General features: G+C 70.0%; 15 protein-coding genes. 5 read left to right on the top strand and 10 right to left on the bottom strand.

The window, feature by feature from the left end; all coding sequences use genetic code 11:
• Positions 1-310: 310 nt before the first annotated feature.
• The 4 genes from QFZ67_RS21715 to QFZ67_RS21730 are packed head-to-tail and all read right to left on the bottom strand — an operon-like array spanning position 311 to position 3778.
• Positions 311-1513 (bottom strand): ABC transporter permease, encoded by a 1203-nt coding sequence (locus QFZ67_RS21715; protein WP_307662739.1) that lies wholly within the window; start codon positions 1511-1513, stop codon positions 311-313.
• Positions 1510-2220, bottom strand: a complete 711-nt coding sequence (locus QFZ67_RS21720) for an ABC transporter ATP-binding protein (protein ID WP_307662740.1) — start codon at positions 2218-2220, stop codon at positions 1510-1512. Before QFZ67_RS21720 ends, QFZ67_RS21715 begins: the two co-directional genes overlap by 4 nt.
• Positions 2217-3278: an efflux RND transporter periplasmic adaptor subunit gene (locus QFZ67_RS21725; RefSeq protein WP_307662741.1), complete on the bottom strand. Its 1062-nt coding sequence runs from the start codon at positions 3276-3278 to the stop codon at positions 2217-2219. The genes QFZ67_RS21720 and QFZ67_RS21725 overlap by 4 nt, the downstream gene beginning before the upstream one ends.
• A complete protein-coding gene (locus QFZ67_RS21730) occupies positions 3275-3778 on the bottom strand; it encodes a hypothetical protein (RefSeq protein WP_307662742.1) in 504 nt (167 codons plus the stop codon). Before QFZ67_RS21730 ends, QFZ67_RS21725 begins: the two co-directional genes overlap by 4 nt.
• An 88-nt stretch (positions 3779-3866) precedes the next feature.
• On the opposite strand from QFZ67_RS21730, the gene QFZ67_RS21735 reads away from it, so the two are divergent.
• Positions 3867-4544, top strand: a complete 678-nt coding sequence (locus QFZ67_RS21735; protein WP_307662743.1) for a response regulator transcription factor — start codon at positions 3867-3869, stop codon at positions 4542-4544.
• Entirely contained in the window at positions 4541-5764 is a 1224-nt protein-coding gene (locus tag QFZ67_RS21740) for an ATP-binding protein (RefSeq protein ID WP_307662744.1), read from the top strand. The genes QFZ67_RS21735 and QFZ67_RS21740 overlap by 4 nt, the downstream gene beginning before the upstream one ends.
• A 97-nt stretch (positions 5765-5861) precedes the next feature.
• Here QFZ67_RS21740 and QFZ67_RS21745 read toward each other — a convergent pair whose 3' ends face one another.
• On the bottom strand, positions 5862-6617 hold the full coding sequence (locus QFZ67_RS21745) for an SIS domain-containing protein (RefSeq protein WP_307662745.1): 756 nt from the start codon (positions 6615-6617) through the stop codon (positions 5862-5864).
• 248 nt (positions 6618-6865) lie between these two features.
• Between QFZ67_RS21745 and QFZ67_RS21750 the strand changes: the two genes are divergently transcribed.
• From QFZ67_RS21750 to QFZ67_RS21760, 3 genes are all read left to right on the top strand, one after another.
• Positions 6866-7558: a metal-dependent transcriptional regulator gene (locus QFZ67_RS21750; protein WP_307662746.1), complete on the top strand. Its 693-nt coding sequence runs from the start codon at positions 6866-6868 to the stop codon at positions 7556-7558.
• 505 nt (positions 7559-8063) lie between these two features.
• Positions 8064-8933: an alpha/beta fold hydrolase gene (locus tag QFZ67_RS21755; protein WP_307662747.1), complete on the top strand. Its 870-nt coding sequence runs from the start codon at positions 8064-8066 to the stop codon at positions 8931-8933.
• A 3-nt stretch (positions 8934-8936) separates the two neighbouring features.
• Positions 8937-9269, top strand: coding sequence for a hypothetical protein (locus QFZ67_RS21760; protein ID WP_307662748.1), 333 nt, complete (start codon positions 8937-8939; stop codon positions 9267-9269).
• Here the strand turns inward: QFZ67_RS21760 and QFZ67_RS21765 are convergent.
• The 5 genes from QFZ67_RS21765 to QFZ67_RS21785 all read right to left on the bottom strand — a co-directional run bounded on the left by QFZ67_RS21765 (position 9266) and on the right by QFZ67_RS21785 (position 14284).
• Positions 9266-9730 (bottom strand): subtilase-type protease inhibitor, encoded by a 465-nt coding sequence (locus tag QFZ67_RS21765; RefSeq protein WP_307662749.1) that lies wholly within the window; start codon positions 9728-9730, stop codon positions 9266-9268. The genes QFZ67_RS21760 and QFZ67_RS21765 overlap by 4 nt on opposite strands.
• A gap of 325 nt (positions 9731-10055) precedes the next feature.
• Positions 10056-11084, bottom strand: coding sequence for a hypothetical protein (locus QFZ67_RS21770; RefSeq protein ID WP_307662750.1), 1029 nt, complete (start codon positions 11082-11084; stop codon positions 10056-10058).
• Between the two features lie 70 nt (positions 11085-11154).
• Positions 11155-12750, bottom strand: coding sequence for a transporter (locus QFZ67_RS21775; RefSeq protein WP_307662751.1), 1596 nt, complete (start codon positions 12748-12750; stop codon positions 11155-11157).
• On the bottom strand, positions 12747-13568 hold the full coding sequence (locus tag QFZ67_RS21780) for an ABC transporter ATP-binding protein (protein WP_307662752.1): 822 nt from the start codon (positions 13566-13568) through the stop codon (positions 12747-12749). Before QFZ67_RS21780 ends, QFZ67_RS21775 begins: the two co-directional genes overlap by 4 nt.
• 59 nt (positions 13569-13627) lie before the next feature.
• Positions 13628-14284: a bifunctional DNA primase/polymerase gene (locus QFZ67_RS21785; RefSeq protein ID WP_307665915.1), complete on the bottom strand. Its 657-nt coding sequence runs from the start codon at positions 14282-14284 to the stop codon at positions 13628-13630.
• Positions 14285-14308 lie beyond the last annotated feature (24 nt).

Genomic DNA, 14308 nt, shown 5'->3' on the forward strand with positions numbered 1-14308 from the left:
CTGTGGCTGCACCGGGGCTCGGCCACGGGCCCCGCGCCTCAATCGCCGGCGGAGCTGGATTTCGCGTCCGGGACGCCTCAAACTCCCCCCGGACTTCGTCCGGGGGGACCCCCACGAGGCTGGACTTCCCGCCGGTCGGTCCGAATTTTCAGGCCGACCGGCGGAAACAAGCCGTCCGGCGATTGAGGACACTCCCCCTACGCCCTGAGGGCGTAGGGGGACCCCCAGAAGGGCGTACCGGGGCCTTGGGGCCTGCCCCCCAGTTACGGGGAAGGGGCGGGTAGGGGAACAGACCCCCGGACCCGCACCCTCACCCCGCCTGCAACGCCAGCGTCGGAGACAGCCCCGCCGCCCGGACCGCCGGATACAGTCCCGCCACCGTGCCGATCAGGAGCGTCGCTCCGAAGCCGCCTCCGACCGCCCACAGCGGAACCACCCACGGCAGACCGCCCGACGCCGCATACGCCCCCGTCGCCGCCGCGCCGAGTGCCACGCCCGCCAGGCCGCCGAGGCCCGAGAGCATCAGTGACTCGGTGACGAACTGGATACGGATATGCCCCCTGGTCGCGCCCAGCGAGCGCCGCAGACCGATCTCGTGTCGGCGTTCGAGCACAGAAATGATCATGGTGTTGGCGACCCCGACACCGCCGACGAGCAGGGCGATCCCGCCCAGCGCGAGCAGCAGCGTGGAGAACGCGCCCTCGGTCGCCGCCTTCGCCTTGAGCGCCGACGACGGGTCCGTGACCCGTACGTTCTGCGGGTTCTGCGGATCGATGGTCGGGGCGAGCAGCTTCCGTACGTCCCCTACGGAGGTGTCCGTCGAGCGTTCGTACACCGACGTGGGATGACCGTCGTAGCCGAGTAGTTCCTCCGCCGCCTCCGGGCCCACCAGCACCGACCGTTCGATCTCGGGCGCGAGCGGCAGCGGGTCCAGGATGCCGACGACGGTGAAGTAGCGGCCGCCGATCCATACCTGCCGCCCCGGCTCGGTGACGCCGAGCCGCTCGGCGGCCACATCGCCGAGGACGACGGACGGGTAGCGGCCGTTGGCGGCGTTCAGCCACGTCCCGGACGCGACCGTGCCGCGCAACACTTCCAGCAGCTTCTCCGTCGCGGCCTTGACGGCGATGCCGCCCGTCTCGTCCTCCGGGATCTTCTCGTGCCGCCGTACCGAATGCTTCAAGTTGCCTGTCGCGCCGACTTGTTGTACGCCGTCGATACGGCTCACCATCCCGGGCGCGTCCTTGGGCAGCTTGACCTCCTCCCCGGCGAACAGCGACTCGCCGGGCGTCGCCACCAGCAGATTCGTACCGAGCTCGTCCAGCTGACGCATCAACTGCGCCTTGCTGGAGGCCGAGATGCCCACCACCGCGATCATCGTTGCGATGCCGATGGCGATACCGAGCGCGGACAGCACGACACGTACCGGACGGCTCCGCAGCCCCGCGGATCCGACATGCAGGACGTCCCGGGGGCTGAGACGCGCCGCTTTGAGGCGCGCACCCGCCCTCAACAGACCGCTCCCTCAAGACCCGCGAGGGAGTTGTCGGCGACGATCCGGCCGTCCCGCAGCCTCACCTGCCGCGGCAGTTGCGCCGCAATCTCGGTGTCGTGCGTGATGACGGCGATGGTCGCGCCCTCCGCGTTGAGGTCGTGCAGCAGCCCCATGACCGCCTCGCCCGACGCCGAGTCCAGCGCCCCGGTCGGCTCGTCGGCGAGCAGCAGATCGGGCTCGCCGACGACCGCGCGGGCGATCGCGACGCGCTGCTTCTGCCCGCCGGACAGCTCGTGCGGGCGGTGCTTCATCCGGTCGGCGAGCCCGACCCGGGCGAGCGCGTCCGCGGCGAGGGCACGCCGACGGGCCCGCGGCAGACCGGAGTAGAGGAGCCCTTCGGCCACGTTGTCCTGCGCGCTGACCCCGGGCACCAAGTGGAACGCCTGGAAGACGAAACCGATGTGCCGCGACCGCAGCGCCGACAGCCGCCGGTCGTTGAGGGAGGCGACCTCGTGCCCGGTGATGGTGACCGTACCCGCGGTGGGCCGGTCCAGGGTGCCGACGATGTGCAGGAGCGTGGACTTGCCGGAGCCGGACGGTCCGACGATGCCCAGCAACTCCCCGGCGCCGACGGTGAGATCGACGCTGTCGAGCGCCCGCACACCGCCCGCGTACTCCTTGGTGACGCCAAAGAGTGCGACCACAGTGTTCAAGGGCGTGCTCATGCGGACGGCACCCCGACCTTCATGCCATCGCGCAGCCCCTCGCCGCTGACCTCGACGCGGCCCTGCCCGAAGATGCCGAGCTCGACCTTCACATCGCGCGTGCCGCCGTTCTCGACGACCTGCACGCCGAACCCGCCGCCCGGCAGTGCGAGCAGCGCGTTGACGGGTACGGAGAGGATGTTCTCGCGGGTCTCGCCGGTGAGGCTGACGGTGACCGGCGACTGGTCGAACGCTGTGACCTTCTTCGGGTTGTCGAAGGAGACCGTGACATCGATCTTCGGCGACTTGTCCTGCGGGTCGTCCCCCGACTTGGCCGTCTTGCCGACCCCGGTGACCTTCCCGGTCGCGCTGCTGCCGTCCGGGAGGCCAACAGAGACCCGTGTGCCAACCTTGGCGAGTCCGCCGTCGGCGACTGACAGCTTGAAGCGTACGACGCGCTGGGAGCCCGTCACGGTGAGCAGCGGCTTGCCGGGTGCGACCGGCTCGCCGGTCTCCGCGCCCCGGTCCTTGACGCGGACCGCGCCGTTCACGAAGGCGATCCGGTCCGGGCCTACCTGCCCGGTGCGCTTTTGGTCATGGGCCTTCTGCCAGCGCTTGACCGCCTCGGCCGTGCCCTTGGTGAACTTCTCGTCGACGGCGAGCCCGGTGCCGTAACCGAGGTCGCGGAGGTTCTCCTCCAACTGCCGTACGTCCTTGCCCTTGTCGCCGGTCTTGAGGGTCCGGTACATGGGCTCGGAGCCGTACATCAGCCGGACCGGCTTGCCGTCGACCTCGTACAGCCGCTCGTCGCGCTCGACGGTGGAGCCGGAGCCGACGATCCAGGTGAGTGTGCCGGTGGGGCCGGCGTTGATCCTGCGCTCGCCCAGGTAGCCCAGGGTGCCTTCCTGCTGGCTGCTGTTGCTGAGGTCGCCGCGGGTGATCGGTTCGGTGTCGGGCAGCCGCGCGGAGTCGTTCCGGACTTCCTGCTTCTCGCGGGCGGTGAGCGCGGTGACGGTGGTCCCGCCGCCGGCGACCGCGACGATCGCCACAAGGGCGATCACGAGCCGGCGGCGGCTCATGGCTGCACGCTCGCGCACGCCTTGTTGGCCTTCTCGAACTTCTTCAGCTGTTCCCCCCTCAGCGCGGGCATGGCCTCCGTCGAGCCGTCGTCGAACTTCGGGTCGGGCAGGTTGAAGCCGTTCTTGCGCATGCACCGCGCGTACTTCACAGCCTTGTCCTTGTCGGCCTGGCTCATCTCCTCGCCCGCCCCCGAGCCCCCCGCCTTGCTCTGGCAGGCCTTCATCGCCTTCTCCAGCTTCTCCTTGGACATGCCGTTGCCGTCGACGCCCACGCCCTGGCCCTCCTCTTCGGGCTTGGGCTCGGGTACGTCCAGGCCGTGCTCGCGCAGGCACTTGCGGTGCTCCCGCGCCTGGTCGGCCTTCTTGTCCTCGCCGCTCACGTCGTTGGGCTTCTTTTCGCCGTCGGGCTTGGCGGAGCAGGCCGTGGTGAACAGGGCCAGCGTGGTGAGGCCGACGGCGGCCATGGTCCTGAGCTGTCGCTGTCGCAGTTGAGTCGTCATGGCACGAGGGTGGCGGGGGAGCGGGTTTCGTTTCTCTCAGCGCAGTCGTTAACACCGGCGAAAGCCCCCTCTGGGATACACATGGGCCATGCGCGTACTGGTGGTGGAGGACGAGGGGTTTCTCGCCGAGATGATTGCCGAGGGGCTGCGCCGCGACGCACTCGCGGTGGATGTCGCGGCTGACGGCCTGGAGGCACTGCGCAAGCTGCAGTTCGGTGCGTACGACGTACTCGTCCTCGACCGCGATCTTCCTGGCATGCACGGCGACGACGTGTGCCGCCGCGTCGTCGAGCAACGGCTGCTGACGCGGGTGCTGATGCTGACGGCCGCTGGGACGGTACGGGACCGGGTCGAGGGCCTCGGGCTCGGAGCCGACGACTATCTGGCCAAGCCTTTCGCGTACGACGAGCTGCTGGCGCGTGTGCTGGCGCTGGGCCGCCGGGCCATGCCCGCACTGCCGCCCGTGCTGGAGCGGGCCGGGATCGTACTCGACACCGCCCGCCGTCAGGTCAGCCGTGACGGTCGTCATCTGCATCTGTCGCGCAAGGAGTTCGCGGTCCTGGAGGCGCTGCTGCGCGCGGAGGGCGCGGTGGTCAGCGGTGAGGACCTGATCGAGCAGGTGTGGGAGGAGCACACCAGCTACCGCACCAACGCGGTGCGGGTGGCGCTGAGCAAGTTGCGCGCCAAGCTGGGCGAACCGCCGGTGGTGGAGACGGTGCCGGGCGTGGGTTATCGCATCAAGGACGCATCTGGAGCAGGCTCGTGAGCCGCTTCGTGAATCGCTTCCCGGGCACAGAGCGGGCGCGACTGACGGCCCTGTACGGGGGACTGCTGGTGCTGGCGGGCGTACTGCTGACCGGCCTGGTCTATCTGCTCGTACGGCAGGGGCTGTACGCCTCGATCAGTACGGCAGTGACATCTTCCGTGCCCGCTCAGAGGGCGGCGGACGAGCCGTCCCCGCTGTCGCCGGCAACGCCGGATGCGCAGGTATGGCCGGTATCGCCGGTGGAGCCCCCCAGCCACGTCGGCGCGATCAAGGTGGCCACCAAGACGGTGAGCGACGCCGCCGAGGACGCCGTGCTGAACCGGCTGCTGATGGTCTCGGTCATCGTGCTGGCCGCGTACGCCGTCCTGTCCGTGGCCCTCGCCTGGTGGATGGCGGGCCGAGTGCTGCGCCCGGTCGCCGTGATCACGGAGACAGCGCGCAGCCTGTCCGGCCGGAATCTGCACGAGCGGATCGCGCTGGAGGGGCCGCCGGGCGAGCTGAAGGGGCTCGCGGACACGTTCGACGAGATGCTCGGCCGCATGGAACAACTGGTGGGCGCGCAGCAGCGGTTCGCCGCCAACGCGGCGCACGAACTGCGCACTCCCGTCGCGGTCCAGCGGGCGGCCGCGGAGATCGGCCTGGCGGGCGAGCCGGATGCGGAACGGGTGGCCCGTATCCGTACGAAACTGCTCGGCGTCGCGGACGACAGCGAGCGCCTGATCGAGGGCCTTCTGCTGCTGGCCGCCTCCGACCAGGGCCTGGAGCGCCACGACCCGGTGCGGCTGGACGAGGTCGTCTCATCGGCGACGACCGCTCTGGCGGCGGAGGCCGAGGCCCACGGCGTCACGGCGACTGTACGGACGCATCCCCTGACGGTCCGGGGCGACGCGATCCTGCTCGACCACCTGGTGCACAACCTGGTGGCGAACGCGATCCGGCACAACGTCCGGGGCGGCCGGGTGGATGTCCGCTGCGGCCCGACGGGCATCGAGGTCTCGAACACGGGCCCGGTGGTCCCGGCGGAGACGGTCCCGCTGCTCTTCGAACCCTTCCGCAGGCTGTCCGAACGCCGCCATGCGCCGGGGGAGGGGGCGGGCCTGGGCCTGTCGATAGTGGCGTCGATCGCGCGTGCGCACGAGGGGGAGGCGACGGCAAAACCGAATGAGGGGGGCGGCGGCCTGACGATCAGGGTGAGTTTCCCCACGGGGGACGGTGCGTGAGCCGTGGTGCGGGTCGTGGGCTTGCCCTGTGTCGTGGGGTGCGGGCGGCTGCGGTGCGGGTTGCGGTGTTTCCGACCCGGGCGGCGCGAAGGCCCGCCTAGTGGTGGAAGAAGATCCGGTCCCCGTACTCACTCATCACACGCCCGTTCCACTCGTGCCCCCCATCCACATTCCCCGACCTCAGCAGCGGCGGCTCGATCCCCCGCTCCACCAGGCTCTCCGCCGCCGCCGCCATCGTCGCCTGCATCAGCGCGCTCGTCACGACCGTCGACGCCGGCGCGAACGGCGCCTCGATCCCCTCGTGCGTCAGCTCCGCGTCCCCCACCGCGATCTTCGAATCGAGCACGATGTCGCAGTGGTCCCTGAGGAACGTGCCGGACACATGCCGGGACCTCGTCTCCCGCGCGTACGCCACCGACGTCACGCCGATGACCTTGAGCCCTAGCGCCCGCGCGTTCATCGCCATCTCCACCGGCAGCGCGTTCCGCCCGGACAGCGAGATGATCACGAGTACGTCGCCGGACCTGGCCGGGCTGGAGTCGAGCACCGCCCCCGCGAGCCCGTCCACCCGCTCCAGCGCGGAGCCGAGCGTCGCCGGCATGACGTCGACGCCGACGACGCCCGGGACGGCGAGCAGGTTCATCAGGGCGAGGCCGCCGGCCCGGTAGACGACGTCCTGCGCGGCGAGCGAGGAGTGGCCGGCGCCGAAGGCGAAGAGCCGCCCGCCCGCCGCGACGGTGTCGGCGATCGCGACGCCGGCGGCCGCGATGTTCGCCGCCTCCTCGTCCCGTACGCGTTGCAGCAGACCGATCGCGGCATCGAAAAACTGACCGGCCAGCTTGCTCTCGCTCATCGCCGAGCCCTTTCCGGAGGATGGATAGATGCGTACGGAGGTAAGGCAGGTAACGGAGGTATCGCAGGGGGAACGACCACGTGGCACCCCGGCGGGAATACCGCGTGTCGCGGATCACGTTGCGGTCTGGACCATTGCCCTGTCAATACGGGCTCTCCGACAGGCTTTCCCCGGCACGGCACGCTTGTCAGTGGGATGCGTCAGAATTGAGTCGGGGCCGCAGCGCACGATTCCATCGAGGGGCACGTATGTCCGGACTGATCGACACGACGGAGATGTATCTCCGCACCATCCTCGAGCTGGAAGAGGAAGGCGTGGTGCCCATGCGCGCCCGTATCGCCGAGCGACTCGACCAGAGCGGCCCGACGGTCAGCCAGACCGTGGCGCGTATGGAACGGGACGGCCTGGTGACGGTCGCAGGCGACCGTCACCTGGAGCTGACCGACGAGGGCCGGCGGCTGGCGACGCGCGTGATGCGCAAGCACCGCCTCGCCGAGTGTCTGCTCGTCGACGTGATCGGCCTCGAGTGGGAGCAGGTCCACGCGGAGGCGTGTCGCTGGGAGCACGTGATGAGCGAGGCGGTGGAGCGGCGCGTGCTGGAGCTGCTGCGCCACCCCACGGAGTCGCCGTACGGCAACCCGATCCCGGGCCTGGAGGAGCTGGGCGAGAAGGCGGAGGCCGACCCGTTCCTGGACGACGGCATGGTGTCGCTGGCGGACCTGGACCCGGGCGTGGACGGCAAGACGGTGGTGGTACGGCGTATCGGCGAGCCGATCCAGACCGACGCCCAGCTGATGTACACGCTGCGGCGGGCGGGCGTGCAGCCCGGCTCGGTGGTGAGCGTGACGGAGTCCGCGGGCGGGGTGCTGGTGGGCAGCAGCGGCGAGGCGGCGGAGCTGGAGGCGGACGTGGCGTCGCACGTCTTCGTGGCCAAGCAGTAGTCGCGTAACCGTCACCTCGCTTTCCGTCAGCCAGTAACCGATTTCTGTCCGGAATGGCAGCGCCCGGGCGAATCGCGTGCCACGCTGTGGCTAGGCATGACCCGACGGCCGGGGAGGGATCAGGGTGATGCGCCCGTCGTATGCCCCGCGCGCACAAAACTGCGCCCAGCACATGTACGCCCAGCGCATGCCCTGCGCCCCGTGCACACAGGAATGCCCCGGCGCCCATCGGCGCCGGGGCCTGTCCTCCCCTGTGCTGACCCGGAGCCCCGAGCTCTCAGGGTCAATCCCCTCGGACCGTCTTCCCCGACCGGCCCGCCTCCCGCTGAAGATCTCCCCTCGGTCACGGGCGTCAATCCTTGAAGGCGGTCACTCGAACGAGGGGTGTTGCGCACCAGAAGCACGTTTTCGAATAAAGGTTCGATAGTCTGGCGGTACTCGACGAGCTCGACAGGGGCTCGGCGCGGTCTCGATCACCGGGGGAGAGAAGGGGGTGCCAGGCCACATGGTGCGGCGCATCGACGTAACCGGAGCCAACGGCGTACGCCTGGCTGCCTGGGAGTTCGCAGATCCACCCAAGGGGCCGGGCGAGGCCGTGCACGCCCCCGCGTCTGGAGTCTTACTGCTCCACGGCCTGATGGGCCGCGCCTCGCACTGGGCGTCCACAGCCCGCTGGCTGGCGGAGCGTCACCGCGCGGTCGCCCTTGACCAGCGCGGTCACGGCCGAAGCGACAAGCCGGCCGAGGGCCCGTTCACCCGCGAGGCGTATGTGTCCGACGCCGAGGCCGCGATCGAACAGCTGAGCCTCGCCCCGGTGACCCTGATCGGCCACTCGATGGGCGCGCTCACCGCTTGGCAACTGGCCGCCAAACGCCCGGACCTGGTCCAGGCCCTGATCATCTGCGACATGCGCGCCTCGGCGCTGGGCGCGGCCTCGCAGCGCGAGTGGGACGACTGGTTCCGCTCCTGGCCCGTCCCCTTCGCGACGCTTGCGGATGTACGGAAGTGGTTCGGCGAGGACGATCCGTGGGTCGAGCGCCCCAATCCGTCCCGCGGCGAATTCTTCGCAGAAGTGATGGCGGAACGGGCCGACGGCTGGCGCCCGGTGTTCTCCCGCCGCCAGATGCTGACCTCCCGCGCGACGTGGGTCCACGACCCCCACTGGGAGGAGCTGGCCCAGGTCCGGTGCCCGGCCCTGGTGGTGCGTGGCCTGGACGGGGAGTTGGGCCGCGCGGAGGCCCAGGAGATGGTCAGGGTCCTGCCGCGGGGCGAGTACGCGGAGGTGGCGGACGCGGGCCACCTGGTGCATTACGACCAGCCGGAGGGGTGGCGGACGGCGATCGAGCCATTCTTGGACCGGGTGCTGACGCCCTGAGGCGTGGCACGCAGTCAGCATGTCGCCTGTGCCGGGGGTGGGGGCGGGTTCGCGCTCGGAGAGGGAGAGATCGCCTTCAGCCGCGGCGGCAACGGCTGGGCGATCAGCGAGGTCGGCAACCAGTCGACCGGCTGTTGCCCGGACCTCGACTCCTGGCCGGCTGTCGCCGGTGCGCTGGATCGGGTGGGGCTCGGTCGTCCTGACGGTTTCACGTGCGAGGTCGTCTTCCGGCGTTGCGCTGGATGCGGGGAGGTCAGCGTCGTGCGGGAGGGCGACTTCGTGTGCGTCTTCTGCGGGGGTGAGCTACCGGCCTCGTGGAACGTCGCGCAGGGTTAGAAGGCGAAGACCGTGCCCTCGGCCAGGCTGCCTTCCATCTCGCACACGTTGCCGAACGTGGCCGACCACGCGACACGCTTGCCCTGCCACACGCCCTGGGCGGTGACCACGACCGGGGCCCACTGGCGCGTGCACCTCTTCGTCGACGGGGCCTCGGTCAGCGCGCCGAACTCGCCCTCGACGTCCCGCAGTTCCATACACGCGGCCGCGGGCATGGGATGGGTGCCGTCGGGGCGCGGGGCGCAGTTCAGGGTTACGGCGCGCTCGACGGTGGCGGTTACCGCGTCCTCGCCCTTGCCGATGGTGAGTACGAGGGCGGAGGGGGAGTACAGGCTCTTCGCCTGGGCGGGCTGGGCAGTTTGCATGGGCTGGGCCTGTGCGGCGCCCGCTGCGGCCGTGCCGGTCAGCAGGAGGGCGGTTGCCGTGGCGGTCGCGGCGACTGTGTTGAGGATGTAACGCATGTGTGAAACTCCTTCGCTCGGGGGGTGATTGCGGTCGGGAGTCTTGCGCATGCGGACAGTGAGTGCACATTCATCGCCACTTTCTGGCCGCGTACGTTGCAACGAGGACTACCGAATGGTCGTTCGGGCAGCTCGGAGCGGGTGCGGGAGCATGTCCAGCATGTGGACGATCGCTTGTGGTGCAACGGAAAACTACCGTCTGAGCTGCGCGAATGCTCGGACGGCACTTCGTTCGGTCGAACCGCTTCGACTGGAAAGCGTCGCTCCGTGAGGGGCGCGGGCGTCGCGGTGGGGTGCGCCTGCGGGGGCGGAACGTATACGCCTGCTAATCGCTGGGTGTCGCCCTGATGGCCGCGGTGGGGCCGCGGAGTTGTGTGGGGGTGGGGGTGACGATCTCTGCGGGCGCGGCGCTCTCGCGAAGGCTTCGGCCTCGGCCTCGGTATTCGTGGTGGACAGTCCGGACGACGAGCGCGACTACTGGCCAGGGCATGGGGACGTATGGTCCGCCACCCATGCCCTGACCGACGCAGGTCGTCACGCCGATCGGCTTCCGCGTCGCCTCGCGCACCTTCAGCGTCGCCTCCGCCACCGCCTTGAGGTCGACTTCCTCCGGGGTCTGCTTCGCGATCTGGACGTTGGTCAGGGCAACTGCCGCACTGGTGTTGTCGTCGGCCCAGGCGCACATCGGGAGCGTGGACGTTCCGCCACCGGTCTGTTCCGTCGTCAGCACCTGGCAGGTGATGGTCACTTCGGAGCCGGCCGGAGTGAAGTCCTTGGCGGGTACGGCGATGGTGGACCCGTCCGACTCCCCGGCGCCCTTCAGGATCTTGGTGCGGGCCTCGTCCGGGTCCTTGATGCGGCCGTACCCGCCCGAGATGACCAGGACTCCGGACTCCGACGTCGAGAGGTACTGCCCCACGGCGGCCTTGGCATCGCGGATGTTGGCCTCGCTCGTGCCGGCCAGCCCGGCCTGGCCCTTGTCGGACTGGTCATCGGCCAGCTTGTACTTTCCGTCCAGCAGCGTCTCGGGGAGCGTCAGTTGGTACTCCGCCGGAGGGAAGCTCCCACTCCCACTGTTGCTGCTTCCACCACCGACGACGTTGTTCCCGAACCAGGAGAAGGCGAACAGACCCGCGATGGACGCCATCGTGATCAGCGCGATCTTCGGGCCTTGGTTCTTCTTCGGCGGCGGGGGCGGCGGCGCGCCCCAGCCGTACGCCGGGCCTCCCGTCCCCGGGTACGGCTGCTGGTACTGCGGCTGAGGCGCGTACCCCTGCTGCGGGTACTGCGGGTATTGCGGCTGTTGTGGGTACTGCGGCTGCGTAAACGGGTTCGGGGACGGCGGCGTCGACATGACCGTCACGCTACTTGACGGGTGCGACAGCGCCCCACCAACAGGTCCTTCACCCCTGGTCCTTCACCCCTTACCCCTTGCTGACCGCCGTCAGGATCTCCGGCAGCCTCCTCGCCGTCTGCGGCGCCGCCACCCGTACCCCCGCCCATCCGATCAGCACGCCGTACGCCGTGCCCAACGGCAGCAGCAGCCACAGCGCCGACTGGGAGTTGGAGGCATGCAGCCAGATCGTCAGTGCGATCACCGGGGCGCACAGCACGGCCGCCGAGATCATGCCGCCGAAGATCGAGATCCAGGCGAGCCCGCCCTGCCCCGGGGCGACGTTCTTGTACGCGCTGTCCTGCGGGATCGAGTACGGGAAACGGGCCGACGCCACGGCCCCCGTCGCCAGCATCGCGCCCAGCAGCGCCAAGGAGAGGCCGAGCACCTCCGGCAGGGCCTTCCAGTCGCCGAGTACGGCCGCGGTGAGACACGAGACCAGGGCCGTATACGGGAGGGTGATCACCAGCAACGCCAGAGCGCGGGCACGCAGTTCCGTGTACGCGTCCTTCGTGGACGAGATCGTCAGCGCCACCATCCAGAACGCGGACGTGTCCTGGCCGAACTGGTTGTACATCTGGATGCCGAGCATCCCCGCCGCGAAGCAGGCGAAGTAGACCGAGCCCGTGCCCTGCAGCGCGTTGAACAGCGGCACGATCAGGCCGATCGCCAGCGCCGTCACCCATGCCGCCTTCGTCTTCGGGTCGCGCCACACATAGCGCAGGCTCCGCTGCATCACCGTGCCCGTCCGTCCCTCGGGCAGCAGCTGATGGAAGCTGGAGGCAGCCTCCTTGCGGGTCGGCTCCGAAGCCGCGGCCAGGGTCGAGCCGTCCGGGCTCGTCATCAGCTTCGTCAGGCTGCGCTGCCAGGACCACAGCAGAGCGAACAGAGCCACGGCCGACAGGGCCAACTGCCCCGCCGCGACCGCGTACGAGCCCTTGCTCGCCGAGTCCACCGCGCCGATCGCGGACGCCGGCGGCAGCCACCGTACGATCCCCGCCACCGGGTCCAGCGCCGAGAGGCCGCCCGCTTCCCCGATCCTCTGTGCGCCGAAGTTGACGACCTGGATGCCCACCGCGATCACCAGACCGCTGAGCACCGCCAGGTCGCGGCCCTTGCGCGAGGTCAGCAGGCGGATGTTCGCCGCCGCGACTGCCCGCGCCAGAGCCACGCACACCAGCAGGGTGAGCACAATGGCGAGGACGGAGACCAGGACCCCGGCCGCTCCGTGCGCGAGGGCGATCGCCGAACCCACCGCCAGGCACAGCGTGAACAGCGGGCCGATGCCCACGAGCGATGCGACGAGCAGTGCCCGTACAAGAGGCTGGGGACGCAGCGGCAGCATCACCAGACGGGTCGGGTCCAGTGTCTCGTCACCGCTGGGGAAGAACAGCGGCATCACCGCCCAGCCGAGTGCCAGCACCGCCGTCAGCAGCACCACCACCGACGCCGCGTGATCGTTTCCGCGCAGCGCGATCAGTCCGATGAGCTGGAGCGCCGCGAAGAGCAGGGTGACGACGATGGACGAGATGTACGCGGCCTTGCGGCCGGAGGACTGCCGCAGTCCGTTGCGCAGCAGTGACAGCTTCAGCCGTACGAAAATGGGGGCCAGGGAAGCGGTGTTCACCGTGACCCACCGCCGCCGAGCCAGTCCAGCGACTGACCGGCATCGCGGCCGTTCGCCCCCACCAGCTCCAGGAACGCGCTCTGCAGCGACGGCGCGTCGCCCCGTACCTCCGCCAGCGGGCCCTGTACGCGGATGCGGCCCGCGGCCATCACCGCCACCCAGTCGCACAGCGACTCCACCAGTTCCATCACATGGCTGGAGAAGACGACCGTCGCGCCAGATGCGGTGTACCGCTCGAGGACGCCGCGGATCGTCTGTGCCGACACCGGGTCGACGCCCTCGAACGGCTCGTCCAGGAACAGCACTTCGGGGTTGTGGAGCAGAGCGGACGCAAGACCGGTCTTCTTCCGCATGCCCGTCGAGTAGTCGACGACCAGCTTGTGCTGCGCGCCCGCCAGGTCCAGTACGTCCAGAAGCTGTGTGGTGCGCTTGTCGACCTCGGCGCCCGGCAGGCCCCGCAGCCGTCCGCTGTATGCGAGCAGCTCGCGGCCCGAGAGGCGCTCGAAGAGGCGCAGACCCTCCGGCAGCACGCCTATCCGGGACTTCACCTCGACCGGATCGCGCCACACATCGTGGCCCGACACCTCCACGCGCCCCTGATCCGGGCGGAGCAGGCCCGTCACCATCGACAGGGTCGTCGTCTTGCCCGCGCCGTTCGGTCCGACCAGGCCGATGAACTTGCCGGCGGGGAGTGTCAGATCGATGCCGGCGACCGCGATCTGCTCGCCGAACCGCTTCCACAGCCCCTCAACGCGAACGGCGGGCGGCGCTGTGTGCGCTCCGCCCGCCTTTGTGGCTCCAATTGCCTGGTCCGGCATGGTGCCCTGCCTTTCGATGTCCCCGTGTCTGTACGGGTCCACCTTATGTACGGCACGCCCTATCTACGGCGTGTTCGTTCAGCTGCCGCCTCCCGCCCACATGCGTACGCCAGCGGACTGATCAACTCGTCCGAGTCCGGCAGCCAGCGGTTGGCGGAGGTGGGGCGGCGCGCCCACTGCACCGCGCCATGGCCGCCGATGCGGGTCGGCGGGGCCGCGACATAGTGGCCCTGGCCGCGCGCGATCAGATCGATGGAGCTCGGCGCCCAGCCCAGGGTGCGGATCAGATCGGGGACCTTGAGAGCGGCTCCGGGCAGTACGAAGAACAGCATCCGGCGGTTGGGGGTGCAGGTCACCGGACCGAGAGGGAGGCCCATCCGCTCCAGCCGCGCCAGTGCCAGGAAGCCCGCGGACTCGGGGACGTCGATGGCGTCGAAGGTGCGGCCCGTCGGCAGCAGGATCGACGCCTTCGGCTGCTTCGACCACAGCCGGCGGGCCGCGGTCGCGCTCCCGGTCGCCTGGTTCGCCCAGTCCGGCCTGGCCGGGTGGGCGCCGGGCGAGGCGCATGCGACGTCGCCGCACGAGCAGTGTTCTCTGCCGTCCACCGCCTCGAGCCAGGTGCCGGGGAACACGTCCCAATGCCGCTCTTCCGCGTACCGCACGGCATGGTCCAGCTGCTGCTCACCTCGCTGCTGGGGGATCTGCGCGGCTTCCATGACTCCGATGGTCTCTTCCACGAC

The organism is Streptomyces sp. V1I1 (genome assembly GCF_030817355.1).
In the GTDB taxonomy this organism is placed as follows: domain Bacteria; phylum Actinomycetota; class Actinomycetes; order Streptomycetales; family Streptomycetaceae; genus Streptomyces.